This window comes from Rahnella sp. 1L-D-7-B-C2 (assembly GCF_057290995.1).
In genome coordinates this window covers 149,685-168,216 of the sequence record NZ_JBXAVQ010000007.1, presented here as the reverse complement: position 1 = coordinate 168,216, position 18,532 = coordinate 149,685, and the positions used below count along the sequence as shown (strand labels likewise).

General features: G+C 53.4%; 17 protein-coding genes. 13 read left to right on the top strand and 4 right to left on the bottom strand.

The genetic code is table 11. The annotated features are described in order from the left end of the window. The first annotated feature begins 163 nt into the window (after window positions 1-163). From AC0Z7K_RS14035 to proY, 3 genes are all read left to right on the top strand, one after another. Complete coding sequence (locus AC0Z7K_RS14035; protein WP_485614923.1) at window positions 164-1,267, top strand: cobalamin-independent methionine synthase II family protein; 1,104 nt, start codon at window positions 164-166, stop codon at window positions 1,265-1,267. A gap of 443 nt (window positions 1,268-1,710) precedes the next feature. After that, window positions 1,711-3,030, top strand: coding sequence for a branched-chain amino acid transport system II carrier protein (gene brnQ / locus AC0Z7K_RS14030; protein ID WP_485614922.1), 1,320 nt, complete (start codon window positions 1,711-1,713; stop codon window positions 3,028-3,030). 146 nt (window positions 3,031-3,176) lie between these two features. Then, window positions 3,177-4,595, top strand: coding sequence for a proline-specific permease ProY (gene proY / locus AC0Z7K_RS14025; RefSeq protein ID WP_485614921.1), 1,419 nt, complete (start codon window positions 3,177-3,179; stop codon window positions 4,593-4,595). A gap of 86 nt (window positions 4,596-4,681) precedes the next feature. On the opposite strand, the gene ggt is transcribed toward proY, so the two are convergent. From ggt to AC0Z7K_RS14010, 3 genes are all read right to left on the bottom strand, one after another. After that, complete coding sequence (gene ggt, locus AC0Z7K_RS14020; protein WP_485614920.1) at window positions 4,682-6,445, bottom strand: gamma-glutamyltransferase; 1,764 nt, start codon at window positions 6,443-6,445, stop codon at window positions 4,682-4,684. 278 nt (window positions 6,446-6,723) lie between these two features. Continuing rightward, window positions 6,724-7,326: a peroxiredoxin C gene (locus tag AC0Z7K_RS14015; protein WP_013576674.1), complete on the bottom strand. Its 603-nt coding sequence runs from the start codon at window positions 7,324-7,326 to the stop codon at window positions 6,724-6,726. 219 nt (window positions 7,327-7,545) lie between these two features. Further along, window positions 7,546-8,127: an ACP phosphodiesterase gene (locus AC0Z7K_RS14010; RefSeq protein WP_413528055.1), complete on the bottom strand. Its 582-nt coding sequence runs from the start codon at window positions 8,125-8,127 to the stop codon at window positions 7,546-7,548. Window positions 8,128-8,262: 135 nt separating this feature from the next. Here AC0Z7K_RS14010 and queA point away from each other — a divergent pair, with 135 nt between their 5' ends. The 5 genes from queA to secF all read left to right on the top strand — a co-directional run bounded on the left by queA (window position 8,263) and on the right by secF (window position 13,926). Next, window positions 8,263-9,333: a tRNA preQ1(34) S-adenosylmethionine ribosyltransferase-isomerase QueA gene (gene queA / locus AC0Z7K_RS14005; protein ID WP_413528056.1), complete on the top strand. Its 1,071-nt coding sequence runs from the start codon at window positions 8,263-8,265 to the stop codon at window positions 9,331-9,333. Between the two features lie 113 nt (window positions 9,334-9,446). Beyond that, window positions 9,447-10,571 carry a tRNA guanosine(34) transglycosylase Tgt gene (tgt, locus tag AC0Z7K_RS14000; RefSeq protein ID WP_112164287.1) on the top strand — a complete coding sequence of 375 codons (1,125 nt, stop codon included), beginning with the start codon at window positions 9,447-9,449 and terminating at the stop codon, window positions 10,569-10,571. 165 nt (window positions 10,572-10,736) lie between these two features. Further along, the gene (gene yajC / locus AC0Z7K_RS13995) at window positions 10,737-11,069 is read left to right on the top strand and encodes a preprotein translocase subunit YajC (protein ID WP_056770992.1); all 333 of its coding nucleotides are present in this window, start codon (window positions 10,737-10,739) and stop codon (window positions 11,067-11,069) included. 27 nt (window positions 11,070-11,096) lie between these two features. Then, complete coding sequence (secD, locus tag AC0Z7K_RS13990) at window positions 11,097-12,944, top strand: protein translocase subunit SecD (protein ID WP_413528057.1); 1,848 nt, start codon at window positions 11,097-11,099, stop codon at window positions 12,942-12,944. 70 nt (window positions 12,945-13,014) lie between these two features. Further along, window positions 13,015-13,926: a protein translocase subunit SecF gene (secF, locus tag AC0Z7K_RS13985; RefSeq protein ID WP_413528289.1), complete on the top strand. Its 912-nt coding sequence runs from the start codon at window positions 13,015-13,017 to the stop codon at window positions 13,924-13,926. A gap of 68 nt (window positions 13,927-13,994) precedes the next feature. Here secF and AC0Z7K_RS13980 read toward each other — a convergent pair whose 3' ends face one another. Further along, complete coding sequence (locus AC0Z7K_RS13980) at window positions 13,995-14,555, bottom strand: DUF3251 domain-containing protein (protein ID WP_485614919.1); 561 nt, start codon at window positions 14,553-14,555, stop codon at window positions 13,995-13,997. Between the two features lie 159 nt (window positions 14,556-14,714). Between AC0Z7K_RS13980 and nrdR the strand changes: the two genes are divergently transcribed. From nrdR to thiL, 5 genes are all read left to right on the top strand, one after another. Further along, a complete protein-coding gene (gene nrdR, locus AC0Z7K_RS13975) occupies window positions 14,715-15,164 on the top strand; it encodes a transcriptional regulator NrdR (protein ID WP_112164291.1) in 450 nt (149 codons plus the stop codon). Between the two features lie 9 nt (window positions 15,165-15,173). After that, complete coding sequence (ribD, locus tag AC0Z7K_RS13970; protein ID WP_485614918.1) at window positions 15,174-16,295, top strand: bifunctional diaminohydroxyphosphoribosylaminopyrimidine deaminase/5-amino-6-(5-phosphoribosylamino)uracil reductase RibD; 1,122 nt, start codon at window positions 15,174-15,176, stop codon at window positions 16,293-16,295. Between the two features lie 150 nt (window positions 16,296-16,445). Beyond that, window positions 16,446-16,916 (top strand): 6,7-dimethyl-8-ribityllumazine synthase, encoded by a 471-nt coding sequence (ribH, locus tag AC0Z7K_RS13965; protein WP_056771010.1) that lies wholly within the window; start codon window positions 16,446-16,448, stop codon window positions 16,914-16,916. A 20-nt stretch (window positions 16,917-16,936) separates the two neighbouring features. Beyond that, window positions 16,937-17,350, top strand: a complete 414-nt coding sequence (nusB, locus tag AC0Z7K_RS13960) for a transcription antitermination factor NusB (protein WP_101075473.1) — start codon at window positions 16,937-16,939, stop codon at window positions 17,348-17,350. A gap of 164 nt (window positions 17,351-17,514) precedes the next feature. Next, window positions 17,515-18,486, top strand: a complete 972-nt coding sequence (thiL, locus tag AC0Z7K_RS13955) for a thiamine-phosphate kinase (protein ID WP_485614917.1) — start codon at window positions 17,515-17,517, stop codon at window positions 18,484-18,486. The last annotated feature ends 46 nt before the right edge of the window (window positions 18,487-18,532 follow it).

The window sequence follows — 18,532 nt, the reverse complement described above, 5'->3', positions numbered from 1 at the left end:
CATCTCCCATGAAAATTCCTCTGTTGTCGGTGAGTAACCGGCATGACAGTATCGCCTTAAAACCATTTAGACATCCAGAAGTCTACATGTAACGCGGCGCAATTATTTACCTTGTAAATCATTTGCATTTCGTCTGCGACGGGATGCCATTAAGGAGTTTTTCATGCAACGTACTACCCCTCCGTTCCGTGCTGACGTGGTCGGCAGTTTCCTGCGCCCGGCGGCTATCAAAGAAGCGCGTAAGCTGTTTCAGGCTGGCGAGATCGATGCCGCGCAGCTGCGTGCCGTAGAAGATACTGAAATCCGCCGCGTGGTGGATTTACAGCGCGAAGCCGGTTTGCAGGTGGTCACTGACGGTGAGTTCCGCCGTGCATGGTGGCACTTCGATTTCTTCGAAGGGCTTGACGGAGTGGAAGGTTACGACGCAGTACAGGGGATTCAGTTCAACGGCGTACAGACCAAAGCACGCAGCATTAAAGTCACAGGTAAACTCGGCTTTGATGCGCATCCGATGCTGGACGATTTTCGTTTTCTGAAAAGCATCAGCGGCAGCGCAGTCCCGAAAATGACTATCCCAAGCCCGAGCGTGATGCACTTCCGCGGTGGCCGTAATGCCATCAGCAAAGAGGCGTATCCTGATCTGAAAGACTATTTCAACGATCTGGCACAGGTTTATCGCGACGCCATTAAAGCATTTTATGACGCCGGTTGCCGCTATCTGCAACTTGACGATACTGTCTGGGCGTATCTGTGCTCGGAAGATCAGAAGCAGCAAATCCGCGAGCGTGGCGATTCTCCAGAAGAGTTAGCGCGTACTTACGCGGACGTGCTGAACAAAGCGATTGCCGGTAAACCGGACGATCTGGTGATTGGTTTGCACGTGTGTCGCGGTAACTTCCGCTCCACCTGGATTTCCGAAGGTGGCTACGAGCCGGTGGCTGAGATCCTGTTTGGCGGTGTAAATATCGATGCCTTCTTCCTTGAGTATGACAATGAGCGTTCCGGCGGCTTCGAGCCTCTGCGCTTTATTAAAAAGGGCCATCAGCAGGCAGTTCTGGGGTTAATCACCACCAAATCCGGCGAGCTGGAGCCGGCCAAAACCGTTGAAGCGCGTCTGGCGGAAGCGGCGGAATATTTGGATATCAATCAGATTTGCCTCAGCCCGCAGTGCGGTTTTGCCTCGACGGAAGAGGGCAACAGTCTCACCGAAGCGCAGCAGTGGGAAAAACTGAAACTGGTGGTGGATATCGCTGCCCGCGTCTGGTAAAGCCTGGTAGTGGTTAATGTTTGACCTTGTAAAAATGTTGTAAACTGTGCGTGAAATAACCTGAGAGTGGTGATTTCACGCATTTTTCGTCCTTCCGGAGCATATCTTGTGCTTCATTAGTTTAAAAATCATACATATCATATGGCGTGTTTTTCGATGTATTCAGCGAATATTACTGCTTTGCGATGTTAATCTGGTTAAACACTCTGCTTTTTGGATCGCGGCTTGCCTTTATACGCTATAAACGTTTACCTTAACGCCCGCTGTCGCTCGATACTCCCTGCATAACAACGTAATCATCTGCATATCATCAGGCGTTTTTAGCTCACTTCGATCCCCACACGGTGCTCTCTGGCAGTTTTATGCCATTCATCCTTGTACGAGGTGGCACGACGACAGCAACGGTCACTTTATTCATTTGAACAGGCAACACGACACCAATCATGAGTACTCGTTTAACAAATAAAGATATTCTGGCGCTGGGTTTCATGACCTTCGCTTTATTCGTCGGGGCGGGGAACATTATTTTCCCGCCGATGGTTGGCCTGCAGGCCGGTCCTGAAGTCTGGTGGGCAGCTGCCGGGTTTATGATAACCGCTGTAGGTCTCCCGGTGATGACAGTGATTGCGCTGGCGCGCGTCGGTGGCGGTGTTGACGCCCTGAGTACGCCAATTGGCCGTGGTGCCGGTATTCTGCTGGCGACCGTCTGCTATCTGGCTGTAGGCCCGCTGTTCGCCACGCCACGCACCGCAACCGTCTCTTTTGAAGTGGGTATCGCACCGATGACCGGTGATGGCCCGCTTCCTTTACTGATTTATAGCGTGATTTACTTCGCGCTGGTGATCGGCATTTCCCTCTATCCGGGCCGCCTGCTCGATACCGTCGGGCATTTCCTCGCACCGCTGAAAATGGTCGCGCTGGCTGCACTGGGTGTTGCCGCGCTGCTGTGGCCTGCCGGGCAGACCATGCCTGCGGTGGATGCTTACCAGACCGTGCCGTTCTCCAGCGGTTTCGTTAACGGCTATCTGACGATGGATACGCTGGGCGCGCTGGTCTTCGGTATTGTTATCGTGAATGCCGCCCGTTCTCGCGGTGTGACCGATGCCAAACTGCTGACCCGTTACACGATTCTGGCCGGTCTGATCGCCGGTTTAGGTTTGGTGCTGGTCTATCTGAGTCTGTTCAAGCTCGGCGAAAACAGCGCTTCACTGGTGCCGGGCGCAACCAATGGTGCGGTGATCCTGCATGCGTATGTGGCGCATACCTTCGGTGGCGTCGGCAGCTTCTTCCTCGGTGCGCTGATCTTCATCGCCTGTATGGTGACGGCGGTTGGCCTGACCTGCGCCTGTGCGGAGTTCTTTGCTCAGTACCTGCCGCTGTCGTATAAGTCACTGGTGTTTATTCTGGGCCTGTTCTCCATGCTGGTGTCTAACCTTGGCCTGAGCCATCTGATCCAGATTTCCATTCCGGTGCTGACAGCCATTTATCCGCCATGTATCGCACTGGTGGTGTTGAGCTTCACCCTGCGCTGGTGGAATAATACGACACGTATCGTGGCGCCGGTGATGCTCGTCAGCCTGGTGTTCGGTATCGTCGATGGCATCAAAACCTCTGCTTTTGCTGATATCATGCCTGCCTGGACCGCAAATCTGCCGCTGGCAGCCCAGGGTCTTGCCTGGTTACCGCCTTCAGTATTAATGCTGGTGCTGGTCGGTATTTATGACAAAATCAGTGGTCCGCGCAACGTCACCGCGCACCAATAATTATCGGCAGAATGTTTGAACGTAGTTGAGTGAATGTTTCGCCAATCAGGCCACGGAAACCTTTCCGTGGCTTTTTCATTGGCAGGGTGCAGTGTTTTTAGAATTCGCATGTTTGATTTTCAAAATACAGAAACGGGTTAGGGTCAATGCAACAATCAGCTGAACAACCAACCGCGCAGCCAGAAGCGCCGGGCACGAAGCTAAAGCGCGGTCTGACAACGCGTCATATTCGCTTTATGGCACTGGGATCGGCCATCGGAACCGGGCTGTTTTATGGATCGGCGGATGCGATCAAACTGGCGGGGCCAAGCGTGCTGCTGGCCTATCTGGTCGGCGGCATTATCGCCTTTATCATCATGCGTGCCCTTGGCGAGATGTCCGTTAACAATCCTCAGAGTGGCTCTTTCTCGCGCTATGCTCAGGATTATCTCGGACCGATGGCGGGTTACATCACCGGCTGGACATATTGTTTTGAAATCCTGATCGTCGCCATCGCGGACGTCACGGCGTTCGGCATTTATATGGGCGTCTGGTTCCCGGATGTGCCGCAGTGGACGTGGGTGCTGAGCGTGGTGCTGATTATCGGTGCCATCAATCTGGTCAGCGTGAAGGTTTTCGGCGAGCTGGAATTCTGGTTCTCCTTCTTCAAAGTGCTGACGATCATCATCATGATTGTGGCGGGCTTCGGCATTATTATCTGGGGCATCGGTAACGGCGGGCAGGCGACGGGCATCCATAATCTGTGGAGCCACGGCGGCTTCTTCAGTCAGGGCATTATGGGCACCATTTTGTCTTTACAGCTGGTTATGTTTGCCTACGGCGGCATTGAGATCATCGGTATTACAGCCGGTGAAGCTGAAAATCCGAAGAAGTCCATTCCGAAAGCCATTAACTCTGTGCCGCTGCGTATTCTGGTGTTTTATGTGGGCACACTGTTTGTAATTATGTCGATTTTTCCATGGAATCAGATAGGTACTCAGGGCAGCCCGTTCGTGCTGACGTTCCAGCATATGGGCATCACCGCAGCGGCAGGCATTCTGAACTTCGTGGTGATCACCGCGTCACTGTCGGCGATTAACAGCGATGTGTTTGGTGTGGGCCGTATGCTGCACGGAATGGCAGAGCAGGGGCAGGCACCGAAAATATTCAGCAAGGTATCGCGTCTGGGCACGCCCTGGGTCACGGTGCTGGTGATGATGGGCGCGCTGCTGATTGCGGTTTACCTCAACTTCATTATGCCTTCCAGCGTATTCCTGGTGATTGCATCTCTGGCGACTTTCGCGACCGTTTGGGTGTGGATTATGATCCTGTTCTCCCAGATAGGTTTTCGCCGTAAGTTGAATAAACAACAGGTTAAAGAGCTGGAGTTCCCACTGCGTGGTGGTGTCTACACGTCAGTATTCGGCATCATTTTCCTGGTGTTTATCATCGGTCTGATCGGTTACTTCCCTGATACCCGCGTGTCACTTTACGTTGGCATGGTTTGGGTTGTGGCGCTGCTGATAGGTTATGCGTTCAAGTTGCGTAACGACCGGAAGAAGCAGGCGTTGTCACTCAGCAAGTAACGCGTAAGCAAGTGCTTACCTTCGGATAAAGAAAACCCCCGATATCTTCGCGACATCGGGGGTTTTATATTTTCTACCGCTGAAGGTTAATACCCTATTGCAGCACCTGCCGGGCGACGCACGTCATTCGCGCCATACAAATAGCCCTCACGGACTTTCCCCGACAACGCCGAGTCATTGCCGGAGTTCATCGGCGTGACGCCTGCTGCGCCTGGTAAGCCCACCAGAATCAGCTCTGCTGCGCCCCACGGTGTTTGCTCCACCATTTTGTAGCCCATCTTCGCCAGAATGTTCAGGCTGTCCTGAGAGACGCCACGCTGCTCGTAGTAGACTTCATCCGGCAACCACTGGTGGTGAATACGCGGCGCATTGACGGCTTCCTGCGGAGGCATGCCGTAATCAATCACGTTAAGCGCTGTTTGCAGCGTGATAGTGATGATGCGCGAACCGCCCGGCGACCCCAGTACCATGAAGATTTTACCGTCTTTGGTCACCAGACTCGGGCTCATGGATGATAGTGGGCGCTTACCGGGGGCGATAGCATTACGCGTCCCCTGCACCAGCCCGTAAAGGTTTTTCTCGCCGACTTTGGTGGTGAAATCATCCATTTCATCGTTAAGGAAGAAACCGGTGCCCGGCGCAATCACCACGGATCCAAACAAGCCGTTGATGGTATACGTCGTAGAAACGGCATTGCCCATTTTATCGACGATAGAATAATGCGTGGTTTCCGGCTTCTCATGCGGTTCCATGCCCGGCTGAACCTGCGTGGATGGCGTCGCTTTATCCGCTTCTACCTTCTTACGAATCTCTTCGGCATAACTTTTGCTGATCAGGCGGTCGACCGGATTTTTCACAAAAGCCGGATCGCCGAGATAAGTGTTGCGGTCCATGTAGGCGTGACGCATGGCTTCGGTGAGCGTGTGAATGGACGCAGCTGAGTTGAAGCCCATGCTTTTCAGGTCATAGCCTTCAACAATGTTGAGGATTTCGCACATCGTTACGCCGCCAGAGCTCGGGGGTGGCGCTGAGACAAATTTATAGCCGCGATAGCTACAGGTGATCGGCGTGTCTTCTGTGACTTTGTAGTTAGCGAAATCCGCTGCGGTCAGAATACCGCCGCCTTTTTTCGAGGCCGCTTCTACTGCGGCCGGGATTTTGCCCTTATAGAACGCATCCGGGCCGTGTCTGGAAACCGACTCGAGCGTGTTGGCTAAATCGGTTTGCACCAGTTTGTCGCCGGGCTGCAACGGGCTGCCGTCTTTGCGCAAAAAGATGCGCGCGGCTTCGGGATCTTCTTTGAAGCGGGCGACTTTAGTATCGAGAATATCCGTATCCGCGCGGGTCAGCACGAAGCCCTGACGGGCGAGTTTTATCGCCGGTGCCATGACCTGCTGACGCGTGAGCGTGCCGTACTCTTTCTGGACCGTATCCATTCCCAGCACGGTACCCGGAACGCCTGCGGCCAGATAGCCGTAAAGGCTGGCCCCTTTTTTCACATTACCGTCGGCGTCCAGATACATATTGGCGCTGGCGGCGGCGGGTGCGGTTTCACGAAAGTTGATAAAAGTGTCTTTACCGTCCGCCAGATGCACCGTCATGAAGCCACCGCCGCCGATGTTGCCACAGCATGGGTTGACGACCGCCTGTGCGTAACCGACCGCGACCGCGGCATCAATCGCGTTGCCGCCCATCTTGAGGATGTCGACGCCGACCTGTGACGCTAAATGTTGCGAGGTGACGACCATACCGTTTTTCGCTTCAACGGCCGGGTTTGACGCGGCCAAAAGCGGAAAACTGGTAAACATAGCCAGCGCGATGAGCGATTTTTTCCATGGACTCCGTAACATGTAAGCTCCTGTCTTTTGAAATCAGAACCTTCAGGCTCTTGTGTGATAACGCTTTTTTGGGTGTTAACGATGTTGTTTAACGCAATACATCTATGCAAGGCGCACGCCACTCTTTAAAAAAGGGCGCACCACTGCTGAAGCAGGGAATACGTTTTCAGCGTAGACCTAAAAGACCGGGAGTGAGCAGAAGGAAGGGGAGAACTGTGATCGGGGCAAATGGCAGGCAAAAAAAACGGCCAGCGAGGCTGACCGTTATTGACCTTGATATCCGAAGAGGATTACAGGTTAGAAGCGTTTTCAGACAGGTATTTAGCTACGCCATCCGGAGATGCGCCCATGCCTTTTTTGCCTTTTTCCCACTGAGCCGGGCACACTTCGCCGTGCTCTTCGTGGAATTGCAGCGCGTCAACCATACGCAGCATTTCGTCGATGTTACGACCCAGTGGCAGATCGTTCACTACCTGGTGACGTACAACGCCTTCTTTGTCGATCAGGAAGGAGCCGCGCAGTGCAACGCCAGCGTCCGGATGTTCGATACCGTAAGCTTTCTGAATTTCGCGTTTGATGTCAGCAACCATTGCGTATTTGACAGGGCCGATGCCGCCTTTCTCAACAGGGGTGTTACGCCATGCGTTGTGAACGAACTCGGAGTCAAAAGAAACGCCTACCACTTCTACGCCACGATTCTGGAATTCTTCGTAACGGTGATCGAAAGCGATCAGCTCAGAAGGACAAACGAAGGTGAAGTCCATTGGCCAGAAGAAGATAACAGTTGGTTTGCCTGCAGTGTGTTTTTTGAAGTTGAAGTTTTCAACTACTTCGCCGCTACCGAGTACTGCGGCTGCGGTGAAATCAGGGGCTGGGCGAGTTACCAGAACCATAAATTGCTCCTTTTAAGACCCATGAGGGCATCGTAGGTGGAAAGGGTGAACAAAACGACTGCCAGTATAGGGGCAAGGCCGCGGTGAATAAACCCCATCGCGCCAATCAATCAGATAGCATCGGGCTATCAGTTTTTGATCCAGCTCTCATGCTTCATTAAGAGCAATCTCGCAGATTGCAGCCATTTGTGCTCTGAATCACAGGTTGCAGAGGATTTGTCAGATTTGACGGTCTCTCGCTTGCTGCATCATGACCGGATAAAATTGCCAAAATAGCTGTTCAAGCGCGTCGTAGTTCAGTTCGATATCGTGAAACGATCCGGTCAGCGCGCTGAGTTTTGGCCGTCTGGAGGCCATGCCGCGCAGGACGTCGCCGATAAAGGGCAGTGCGGCGTAGCGTTCCATCCAGCGTTCCGGCCACAAATACGCATTAAGATTCTGAAAACGCTCCGGCATATCCGGTAACTGCGGCGTAATTTCCTGCTGACAGACGGCAAGAAAATCTTCCAGCGGCTGCTGTGGATGAATTGTCGCCCAGTGGCGCGACAGGAAATGATCCCATACCACGTCGAGCGTGATCGGCGAGACGCGGCGGAAATCATCTCGGAAATAGCTGCGTGCGATCCGCACTTCGGGCAGGGAGTCGGTCAGGGTGTCAACGCGGCGATGCATACGGATCCCGCTGACGATTTCAGCAGAATATTGCCCGTCAGGGTTGCCGCGAACGAAGTCCGCCAGCAAGTTGCCCAGCAGGGAACTGTCGGCCAGCGAGGCCAGATGGAGGTGCGCTAAAAAATTCATCGGCGGAGTATAACGCAGGAAACGTGATCTACGACAGGTCAGGGGATGCCTTTATTCGCGCATAAGCTTGCAGGGGATGCCCCGTCCCACTAGACTAAGCCGCCTGTTTTTGTCGTTAAAGTGAAGTGAAAAACCATGCGTGTTGCCGATTTTTCTTTTGAACTCCCGGAATCCCTGATTGCCCGCTATCCGCAGACCCAGCGCAGCGGCTGTCGTTTGTTGTCTCTGGACGGGCCGAGCGGCGAGTTAGCGCACGGCGTGTTCACCGATATTCTCGATAAAATCCTGCCCGGCGATCTGCTGGTCTTCAACAATACCCGCGTGATACCGGCCCGCGTGTTTGGCCGTAAGGTCAGCGGAGGCAAGATTGAAGTGCTGGTTGAACGCGTGTTGGATTCACACCGCGTTCTGGCGCACGTTCGCGCCTCAAAATCTCCGAAGCCCGGCGCAGAGTTGCTGCTCGGTGATAAAGAAGACATTAAAGCGACGATGGTGGCGCGTCACGATACGCTGTTTGAGCTGGAATTTAATGAAGACCGCGATGTCTTTACCTTGCTCAACGAAATCGGCCATATGCCGCTGCCGCCGTACATTGACCGTCCTGACGAAGATGCCGACCGAGAACTTTATCAGACGGTCTACAGCGAACGTTTGGGTGCTGTCGCTGCACCGACTGCCGGTCTGCACTTTGATCAGCCGCTGATGGATGCGCTGAAAGAAAAGGGCGTGGAATTTGCGTTCGTCACGCTGCACGTCGGCGCGGGGACGTTCCAGCCAGTGCGCGTGGATACCATCGAAGACCACATCATGCACGCTGAGTATGCCGAAGTACCTCAGGACGTGGTGGATGCGGTGCTGGCGTGTAAAGCGCGCGGTAACAAAGTGGTGGCCGTGGGCACCACATCTGTCCGTTCGCTGGAAAGTGCCGCCAAAGCCAGTGAAGATGCGCTGATTGCGCCTTTCTTCGGTGATACGAAGATCTTCATCTATCCGGGCTATCATTATCAGGTAATTGATTCCCTGATCACCAATTTCCACCTGCCTGAATCGACGCTGATTATGCTGGTGTCGGCGTTTGCCGGATATAAAAATACCATGAATGCTTACCACCAGGCGGTGGCCGAGCAGTACCGTTTCTTCAGTTACGGCGATGCGATGTTCATCAACCGTAACCCGCTGGCCCCGCAGGAAGTCGTGGGCGAGTAAGTTTGATTTAAAACTACCGGTCCGGATGCACTCGGTGCATCCGGGCTTTCTTTTCCGGGCGTCATGCCACGGACTTAACCTCATCAGACTGTTTCTCTGATGCTGGAGGCAATGTGAAGTACGAATTAAGCACTACCGATGGCCGCGCACGTCGCGGGCGTCTGGTCTTTGAACGTGGCGTGGTCGAAACCCCGGCATTTATGCCTGTGGGCACCTACGGCACCGTTAAAGGCATGACTCCGGAAGAAGTGAAAGAAACCGGCGCGCAGATCCTGCTCGGTAACACCTTCCACCTGTGGCTGCGCCCGGGTCAGGAAATCATGAAACTGCATGGCGATTTGCATGATTTCATGAACTGGCACGGCCCGATCCTCACTGATTCCGGCGGTTTCCAGGTGTTCAGCCTGGGTGCGATGCGCAAAATCAAAGAAGAGGGTGTGCATTTCCGTAACCCGATCAACGGGGATCCGGTATTCCTGAGCCCGGAAAAATCCATGGAGATCCAAAACGATCTCGGCTCTGACATCGTGATGATCTTCGACGAATGTACTCCCTATCCCGCTGACTGGGATTACGCTAAACGTTCGATGGAGATGTCTTTACGCTGGGCACAACGCAGCCGCGATCGTCACAACGAATTGAATAATAAGAATGCTTTGTTCGGGATTATCCAGGGAAGCGTTTACGAAGATTTACGAGATGTATCATTAAAAGGGCTGGTAGATATTGGCTTTGATGGTTACGCTGTGGGCGGTTTGGCGGTAGGCGAGCCGAAAGAAGACATGCACCGTATCCTCGAGCACGTTTGCCCGCAAATTCCGCAAGACAAGCCTCGTTATCTGATGGGCGTCGGCAAACCGGAAGATTTGGTGGAAGGCGTGCGTCGCGGTATCGATATGTTTGACTGTGTAATGCCAACGCGTAATGCACGTAACGGCCACCTGTTCGTCACTGACGGCATCGTGAAAATCCGTAATGCCAAGCATAAAGATGACACCTCGACGCTGGATGAACACTGTGATTGCTACACGTGTCGCAATTATAGCCGCGCCTACTTGCATCATCTCGACCGTTGCAACGAAATTCTGGGTGCGCGTTTGAATACCATTCATAATTTGCGCTATTACCAGCGTCTGATGGCCGGTTTACGCCAGGCTATTGAAGAGGGTAAATTAGAGCTCTTTGTGACAGACTTCTACGAGAGTAAAGGCAAACCGGTTCCGCCTTTAAACTTCTGATTTCTTAGTCGTGTCGGCATCACCTTTTGGCGGTGCCGATTTTATCATTTGTTGAGCCGTCATAATGGGGTATTGTGCGAGACGTTTATCGCCAGACTCCATTTTGGAAATACGGTATTTTTTACAACAACTCTTTTGCTTCACAACAACAATGAGGGAATTTAAATGAGTCTTTTCATTTCCGATGCTGTCGCAGCGTCTGGCGCACCGTCACAGGGAAGTCCTTACTCTCTGGTTATTATGCTGGTCGTTTTTGGTCTGATTTTCTATTTCATGATCTTGCGCCCGCAGCAGAAACGCTCTAAAGAACACAAAAAACTGATGGACTCCATCGGTAAAGGTGACGAAGTGATGACCACCGGTGGCCTGATCGGTCGCGTAACAAAAGTGGCTGAAACCGGCTATGTTGTTATTGCACTGAACGACACTAACGAAGTGATGATCAAGCGTGACTTCGTGGCAGCAGTTCTGCCAAAAGGCACGATGAAGTCTATCTAATTTTCGATTTTCCCGAAGGGAACTGCCGTGTTAAACCGTTATCCTGCGTGGAAGTATCTGATGCTGATCGTTGTGGTCATCGTCGGGCTGCTTTATGCACTTCCCAACCTTTATGGTGAGGATCCGGCTGTTCAAATCACTGGTGCTCGGGGTTCCGACGCCAGTGAAGCAACGCTGGACCAAGTCCGTAACGTATTAGATCAAAGCAAAATCCAGATCAAATCAGTTGCTCTGGAGAATGGCGCTATTCTTGCCCGTTTCAAAGACACGGATGTACAGCTTCGTGCACGTGAAGCGCTGACTGAAGCGCTGGGCGATAAGTTTGTCATTGCACTGAACCTCGCGCCGGCAACGCCGCGCTGGTTGAGTATGCTGGGCGCCGAGCCGATGAAGCTGGGCCTCGACTTACGTGGTGGTGTGCACTTCCTGATGGAAGTGGATATGGATACCGCGCTGAGTAAGCTGCAAGAGCAGACGATGGACAACATGCGCAGCGACCTGCGCGACAAGAATATTCCTTATGCCACGGTGCGTAAGCTCGACAACTATGGCGTTGAAGTGCGTTTCCGTGATGCTGCAACGCGTGATTCTGCGGTCAGCTATCTGAGCCCACGCCATCGCGATTTAGTGATCACCAACAGCGGCGATAACGCTGTTAAAGTGGTGATGACTGATGCTCGTATGAGTGAAGCTCGCGAGTATGCCGTTCAGCAAAACATCACCATCCTGCGTAACCGTGTTAACCAACTGGGTGTAGCCGAGCCGCTGGTACAGCGTCAGGGTGCTGACCGTATCGTGGTTGAACTGCCGGGTATTCAGGACACTGCACGCGCGAAAGAAATTCTGGGCGCGACCGCGACGCTGGAATTCCGTCTGGTAAACACCAATGTGGATGCCACCGCTGCAACCTCTGGCCGTGTGCCGGGTGACAGCGAAGTGAAAAATACCCGTGAAGGTCGCCCGGTTGTCTTGTACAAACGCGTGATTCTGACCGGTGACCATATCACTGACTCCACCTCCAGCATGGATGAGTATAATCAGCCGCAGGTAAACATCTCTCTCGACAGCGCTGGCGGTAACGCCATGTCTAACTTCACTAAGGATAACATCGGCAAGCCGATGGCGACCCTGTTCGTGGAATACAAAGACAGCGGTAAGAAAGATGCCAACGGCCGTTCAATTCTGGCGAAACAGGAAGAAGTCATCAACGTGGCGACCATTCAGTCACGTCTGGGCAACAGCTTCCGTATTACCGGCGTTAACGATCCGAACGAAGCCCGTCAGCTGTCTCTGCTGCTGCGTGCCGGTGCGTTGATCGCGCCAATTCAGATCGTTGAAGAACGTACCATCGGCCCGACCTTAGGGATGCAAAACATCACTCAGGGTCTGGAAGCGTGCCTGTGGGGCCTCGTGGCTTCCATTCTGTTCATGGTAGTTTGGTACCGTAAATTCGGCATCATCGCGACCACGGCGCTGGTGGCTAACCTGATTCTGATTGTCGGGATCATGTCGTTGCTGCCGGGTGCTACGCTGACCATGCCGGGTATTGCCGGTATCGTGCTGACACTGGCGGTGGCCGTTGACGCCAACGTACTGATAAACGAACGTATCAAGGAAGAGCTGAAGAACGGACGTTCCGTTCAGCAGGCTATCCATGAAGGCTATAAAGGCGCGTTCTCCAGTATCGTCGATGCCAACATTACTACCCTGATCACGGCAATTATTCTTTATGCAGTGGGTACCGGTTCGATCAAAGGCTTTGCTATCACCACCGCAATCGGTGTGGCAACGTCGATGTTTACGTCGATCGTGGGAACCCGTGCAATCGTGAACCTGGTTTACGGCGGCAAACGCATTAAAAAGCTGTCTATCTGAGGAGAGCGTTGTGGCACAGAAAGAATATACCGTTGAGCAACTCAACTATGGCCGTAAAGTCATCGACTTTATGCGCTGGGACAACGTGGCGTTCTGTATTTCAGGCCTGTTGTTCATCGCGTCCGTCGCGATTATGGGTGTTCGCGGGTTCAACTGGGGTCTGGACTTCACTGGCGGTACCGTCATTGAAATCAGCCTCAGCCAGCCTGCTAACCTCGACGACATGCGCGCCGATCTGGAAAAAGCCGGGTTCAAGGATCCGGTTGTCCAGAATTTCGGCAGTAGCCGTGATGTGATGGTTCGCCTGCCGCCGGTGTCAGGTAATGCCGGTCAGGAACTGGGGAATAAAGTCCTCAGCCTGGTGAATGCGGATATCGATAAAGACGCCACCGTAAAACGTGTCGAATTTGTCGGGCCGAGCGTGGGGAATGATTTAGCCCAGGCTGGTGGCATGGCGCTGTTGATGGCGCTCATCTCAATCCTGATTTACGTCGGTTTCCGTTTTGAATGGCGACTGGCGTTGGGTGCGGTTATCGCACTGGCGCATGACGTCATCATCACCATGGGCGTATTGTCACTGTTCAGGATCGAAATTGACCTGACCATCATCGCGTCCCTGATGTCGGTTATCGGCTACTCGCTGAATGACTCCATCGTAGTATCGGACCGTATTCGTGAGAACTTCCGCAAAATCCGTCGCGGTAACTCTTACGAAATCATGAACGTGTCCCTGACCCAGACGTTAAGCCGTACCATTATGACCTCGGCGACCACGCTGATGGTGGTACTGATGCTCTATATCTTCGGTGGTGCGTTGCTCGAAGGCTTCTCACTGACCATGTTGATTGGTGTGTCGATTGGTACTGTTTCGTCTATCTACGTGGCGTCTGCGCTGGCTCTGAAACTGGGCATGAAGCGTGAACACATGTTGCAGCAAAAAGTGGAAAAAGAAGGTGCAGATCAGCCTTCGATTCTGCCTTAATCGGCTGGTCGTTCAGTGATGAAAAACCCCGCGCTGCGGGGTTTTTTTTGTCTGAAATTCAGGGGGGGTTACGGCTGAATCTGCGCGGGTTGAGGCGTGGCCACAATATTATGCAGATGAACGAAGCCCAGCGTATCCATCGTAACCTGGCTAAACCTCACTTCAACAGTTTTCACCGGCCCCGGTAACAGATCCGGTTCGACGGTAATGTTCTGGGTTTGCATATCCACTGTCAGTGGTTTACCGGTTACTGGATCCAGCTGACCCCAGCTGATTGACGCGGTAAACGCTGGCAGCGGCTGGCCGGCATTATTCTTCACTTCCAGCACGGCCTGTAATCCGCTGGCGTCAGGTGCCACGCGCAGCAACGTGACGGTCAGTTCGCCCAGATCGCTTTTTAGCAGCGCCGGACTTTTCGCCGCAGGTAGCAAATACACGCCGTTGGTGGACTGACGGTTAAGCGTGGTTTGCTGTTCCAGCGCGACAGCCAAGTCGGTCAGCCGTTGCAGTTTCTGATTCAGCTGGCCCACTTCGGTTTTCAGTTCCGGTAATTGTGGATTTTGCTTCACGCAGCCGGTCAGGCTAAGCAATGCGGCGCAGGCCAGCCAAAGGCGAGGGTGTTTCGTCATATCAGAGATTTCCTTTCTTCTGCCCGATGCAACATCCGTCCGGGCACTAATAGAGATGCGTAAGTTTAACCCGATGTCTATGAAAGTAGCGACAGCCTTTGTTGTCGGCACACTTCGGGTTAAACTGATGTCCAATTGAGTTCGCGATCAGGAAGTGCTATGCATTGCCCATTTTGTGCCGCTGTTGATACTAAAGTCATTGATTCCCGCCTGGTGGGCGATGGATCGCAGGTTCGCCGTCGCCGTCAGTGCCTGGTGTGCCATGAACGTTTCACCACGTTTGAAGTGGCTGAACTGGTGATGCCGCGCGTCATAAAAAGCAATGAGGTCCGCGAACCCTTTAACGAAGACAAATTACGCAGCGGGTTTCTGAAAGCGCTGGAAAAGCGGCCGGTCAGTTCAGATGACGTTGAAACTGCCATCAGCCACATTAAATCCCAGTTGCGCGCTACAGGCGAACGTGAAATCCCGGCCAAAATGATCGGCGGTCTGGTGATGGATGCGCTGAAAGGGCTGGATAAAGTGGCCTACATCCGCTTCGCATCCGTGTATCGCAGCTTTGAAGATATTCGTGAGTTTGGTGAAGAGATTGCCCGTCTTCAGGATTAAGGAACGTGAATGCTGTCCGAAATAGCTTCTGACGAACGTTTTATGGCGCGGGCTTTCGAGCTGGCGCGCCGCGGACGTTTCACTACCACGCCTAACCCGAACGTCGGTTGTGTCATTGTGCTCAATGGCGAAATCATCGGTGAAGGCTATCATGTGCGTGCCGGTGAACCTCATGCCGAAGTCCATGCTTTACGCATGGCCGGTGAGAAAGCCAAGGGTGCAACGGCGTATGTGACACTCGAGCCTTGCAGCCATCACGGGCGCACGCCGCCTTGTGCCGATGCGCTGCTGGCGGCAGGTGTCAGCCGTGTGGTCGCGGCGATGCAGGATCCGAACCCTGAAGTTGCCGGGCGCGGTCTATATCGCCTCAAACAAAACGGCGTGGATGTCAGCCATGGTCTTATGCATTCGCAGGCGGAAGCCGTCAATCTCGGTTTCCTCAAGCGGATGCGTACCGGTTTCCCATACGTGCAGCTGAAAATGGGCGCTTCACTGGATGGCAGAACGGCTATGGCCTCGGGCGAAAGTCAGTGGATCACTTCTGCTGCAGCGCGCGCTGACGTTCAGCGTTTTCGCGCAGAAAGCTCAGCCATTCTGAGTACCAGTGCTACCGTGCTGGCCGACAATCCATCACTGAACGTGCGCTGGAGTGAACTGGGCAGCGACGTGCAGGCGATTTATCCCGAAGAAAATCTGCGCCAGCCCCTGCGGATCATTCTCGACAGCCAGAACCGTGTCACGCCTGAACATCAGTTGATGAAACTTCCCGGTGATGTGCTGCTGGCGCGTCTGGAGAAGGACAATCAAATCTGGCCTGAATCCGTAGAGCAATGGTGCGTTCCAGGCCGCGACAATCGAATCGATCTGGTTCTGCTGATGATGCAGCTGGCGAAACGCCAGATAAACTCTATCTGGGTCGAAGCAGGCGCACAACTCGCCGGCGCCTTATTACAAGCCGGTCTGGTTGATGAATTAATCGTTTATATGGCACCTAAGTTATTGGGTGATAATGGCCGGGCGCTGTGTGAACTGCCTGGATTGCAGCATCTGAGCGATGCGCCGGAATTCGCCTTCAGCGATGTCCGGCAGATTGGGCCGGATCTGCGCCTGCGCATGAAACCGCAGTACTGAATTGCGTGCTGAAAACATCGTACTGAGAATTTTACGCCTCCTTGTCCGCATGGGTTTAAAAGCACATGTCCAGACAGGGTAATTTTATGATAGAATCCGCCCCCCTGCGGCTGGGGTTGAGAAACTCCTGAACCCACTTTAAGGAAAACTATGAACGTTATTGAAGGTGTTGTAGCCACGCCTAACGCGCGCGTAGCGATCGCGATTGCTCGTTTTAACAATTTCATCAACGACAGCCTGCTTTCCGGTGCTATTGATGCGTTGAAACGTATTGGTCAGGTCAGCGATGACAACATCACCGTAGTCTGGGTCCCGGGCGCATACGAATTGCCTCTGGCAACCCGTGCTCTGGCTGAAAGCGGTAAGTACGACGCCGTGGTTGCTCTCGGTACCGTCATCCGCGGGGGCACAGCCCACTTTGAATTCGTCGCGGGCGAATGCAGCTCTGGCTTGTCCAGCGTCGCAATGAACAGCGAAATCCCGGTTGCCTTTGGTGTGCTGACAACAGAAAGCATTGAACAAGCCATCGAACGCGCAGGGACAAAAGCCGGTAACAAAGGTGCAGAAGCTGCACTGACCGCGCTTGAAATGATTAATGTTATCAAGGCTATTAAGGCCTGAATCTAGTTAAGGGGAAATCCGTGAAACCTGCTGCTCGTCGCCGCGCCCGTGAATGTGCCGTACAGGCGCTTTACTCCTGGCAGTTGTCGAAAAATGACATCGCCGATGTTGAATTAGAATTCCTGACCGAGCAGGATGTCAAAGACGTAGACATTGCCTATTTCCGCGAACTGTTGTCGGGTGTAGCAAACAGTGCAGAGAAACTCGATGCATTGATGGCGCCATACCTGTCACGTCAGCTGGATGAATTAGGCCAGGTGGAAAGAGCGATCTTGCGTCTGGCTCTGTTTGAGCTGAGCAAGCGCCAGGATGTCCCTTACAAAGTGGCCATCAATGAAGCGATCGAACTGGCGAAAACCTTCGGCGCTGAAGACAGCCACAAGTTTGTCAACGGTGTGCTGGACAAAGCGGGCCCGCATATTCGCAAGAAATAATGTCAGCCAGGGTCAGCGTTTCTGATAAATGATCACACTCATTTTCAGCCGAATGCGCGCTCTGTTGATAGTCTGGTGATGTCACCTCGCTTATCCTCTGTGTGACACCCCTCTTAAGGCCGGTTTTCCGGCCTTAAGTCATTCTAACGATTTGGAATTGTACTATGGCATCCGGCGAATTTGACGTTATCAATCGCTACTTTAACCGGTTCAGAACTGCCCGGCAGGATGTTCAGTTAGGCATTGGTGATGATTGTGCCTTACTGACGGTTGGCGAAAAGCAGCTACTGGCAGTCAGTACTGATACGCTGGTCGAAGGCATTCATTTCCTTAAAACCATTTCTCCGGCCGATTTGGGTTACAAAGCGCTGGCAGTGAACCTCAGTGATCTGGCCGCAATGGGCGCGGATCCTGCCTGGGTTTCACTTGCACTGACGCTGCCTGAGGTGAAAGCCGACTGGTTAGAAGCGTTTAGCAACAGCCTGTTCGAACAACTCAATTATTACGGCATGCAACTGATCGGTGGCGATACGACGCGCGGTCCGCTGAGCATGACGCTGACCATTCAGGGGCTGGTTCCCGTTGGGCGTGCACTAACGCGCTCCGGTGCGGGCGTCGGCGACTGGATATTTGTGACCGGCACGCTGGGTGACAGCGCGGCGGGTCTGGCGGTTCTGTTGGAACAGCTGAATATCGGTGATGATCAAACGCGCGAGTTCTTGCTTAAACGTCATCTGCGGCCATCGCCGCGCGTTTTGCAGGGGCAGGCGCTGCGTGATTTAGCCACGTCGGCCATCGATCTGTCTGACGGACTGATCTCTGATCTTAAACACATTCTGAAAGCCAGCGACTGCGGCGCGCGTTTGGATCTCGACGCTATCCCGTTCTCTGACGCGATGAAGAGTCTTGTCGAACCGGAGCAGGCGCTGAAATGGGCGCTGACCGGCGGTGAAGACTACGAACTTTGCTTTACCGTACCGGAAATCAACCGGGGAGCGGTAGATGCTGCGCTGAGCCATCTGGGTGTGGATTTCACCTGTGTCGGTCAGATCGCGCCGCTATCGGAAGGCATCAAGTTCTTACGCGGCGGCAAACAGGTAGAGCTGGAATGGCAGGGGTTTGATCACTTTGCCTGACAGGCTGTTTCGACGGTTTTCTTCAAGCTGAAAAAGGCGCGACAGG

Excerpts from the sequence above, each read along its gene's own strand:
- AC0Z7K_RS14035 (WP_485614923.1), top strand. The coding sequence starts at position 164 with ATGCAACGTACTACCCCTCCGTTCCGTGCTGACGTGGTCGGCAGTTTC.
- brnQ (WP_485614922.1), top strand. The coding sequence starts at position 1,711 with ATGAGTACTCGTTTAACAAATAAAGATATTCTGGCGCTGGGTTTCATG.
- proY (WP_485614921.1), top strand. The coding sequence starts at position 3,177 with ATGCAACAATCAGCTGAACAACCAACCGCGCAGCCAGAAGCGCCGGGC.
- ggt (WP_485614920.1), bottom strand. The coding sequence starts at position 6,445 with ATGTTACGGAGTCCATGGAAAAAATCGCTCATCGCGCTGGCTATGTTT.
- AC0Z7K_RS14015 (WP_013576674.1), bottom strand. The coding sequence starts at position 7,326 with ATGGTTCTGGTAACTCGCCCAGCCCCTGATTTCACCGCAGCCGCAGTA.
- AC0Z7K_RS14010 (WP_413528055.1), bottom strand. The coding sequence starts at position 8,127 with ATGAATTTTTTAGCGCACCTCCATCTGGCCTCGCTGGCCGACAGTTCC.
- queA (WP_413528056.1), top strand. The coding sequence starts at position 8,263 with ATGCGTGTTGCCGATTTTTCTTTTGAACTCCCGGAATCCCTGATTGCC.
- yajC (WP_056770992.1), top strand. The coding sequence starts at position 10,737 with ATGAGTCTTTTCATTTCCGATGCTGTCGCAGCGTCTGGCGCACCGTCA.
- secF (WP_413528289.1), top strand. The coding sequence starts at position 13,015 with ATGCGCTGGGACAACGTGGCGTTCTGTATTTCAGGCCTGTTGTTCATC.
- AC0Z7K_RS13980 (WP_485614919.1), bottom strand. The coding sequence starts at position 14,555 with ATGACGAAACACCCTCGCCTTTGGCTGGCCTGCGCCGCATTGCTTAGC.
- nrdR (WP_112164291.1), top strand. The coding sequence starts at position 14,715 with ATGCATTGCCCATTTTGTGCCGCTGTTGATACTAAAGTCATTGATTCC.
- ribD (WP_485614918.1), top strand. The coding sequence starts at position 15,174 with ATGCTGTCCGAAATAGCTTCTGACGAACGTTTTATGGCGCGGGCTTTC.
- ribH (WP_056771010.1), top strand. The coding sequence starts at position 16,446 with ATGAACGTTATTGAAGGTGTTGTAGCCACGCCTAACGCGCGCGTAGCG.
- thiL (WP_485614917.1), top strand. The coding sequence starts at position 17,515 with ATGGCATCCGGCGAATTTGACGTTATCAATCGCTACTTTAACCGGTTC.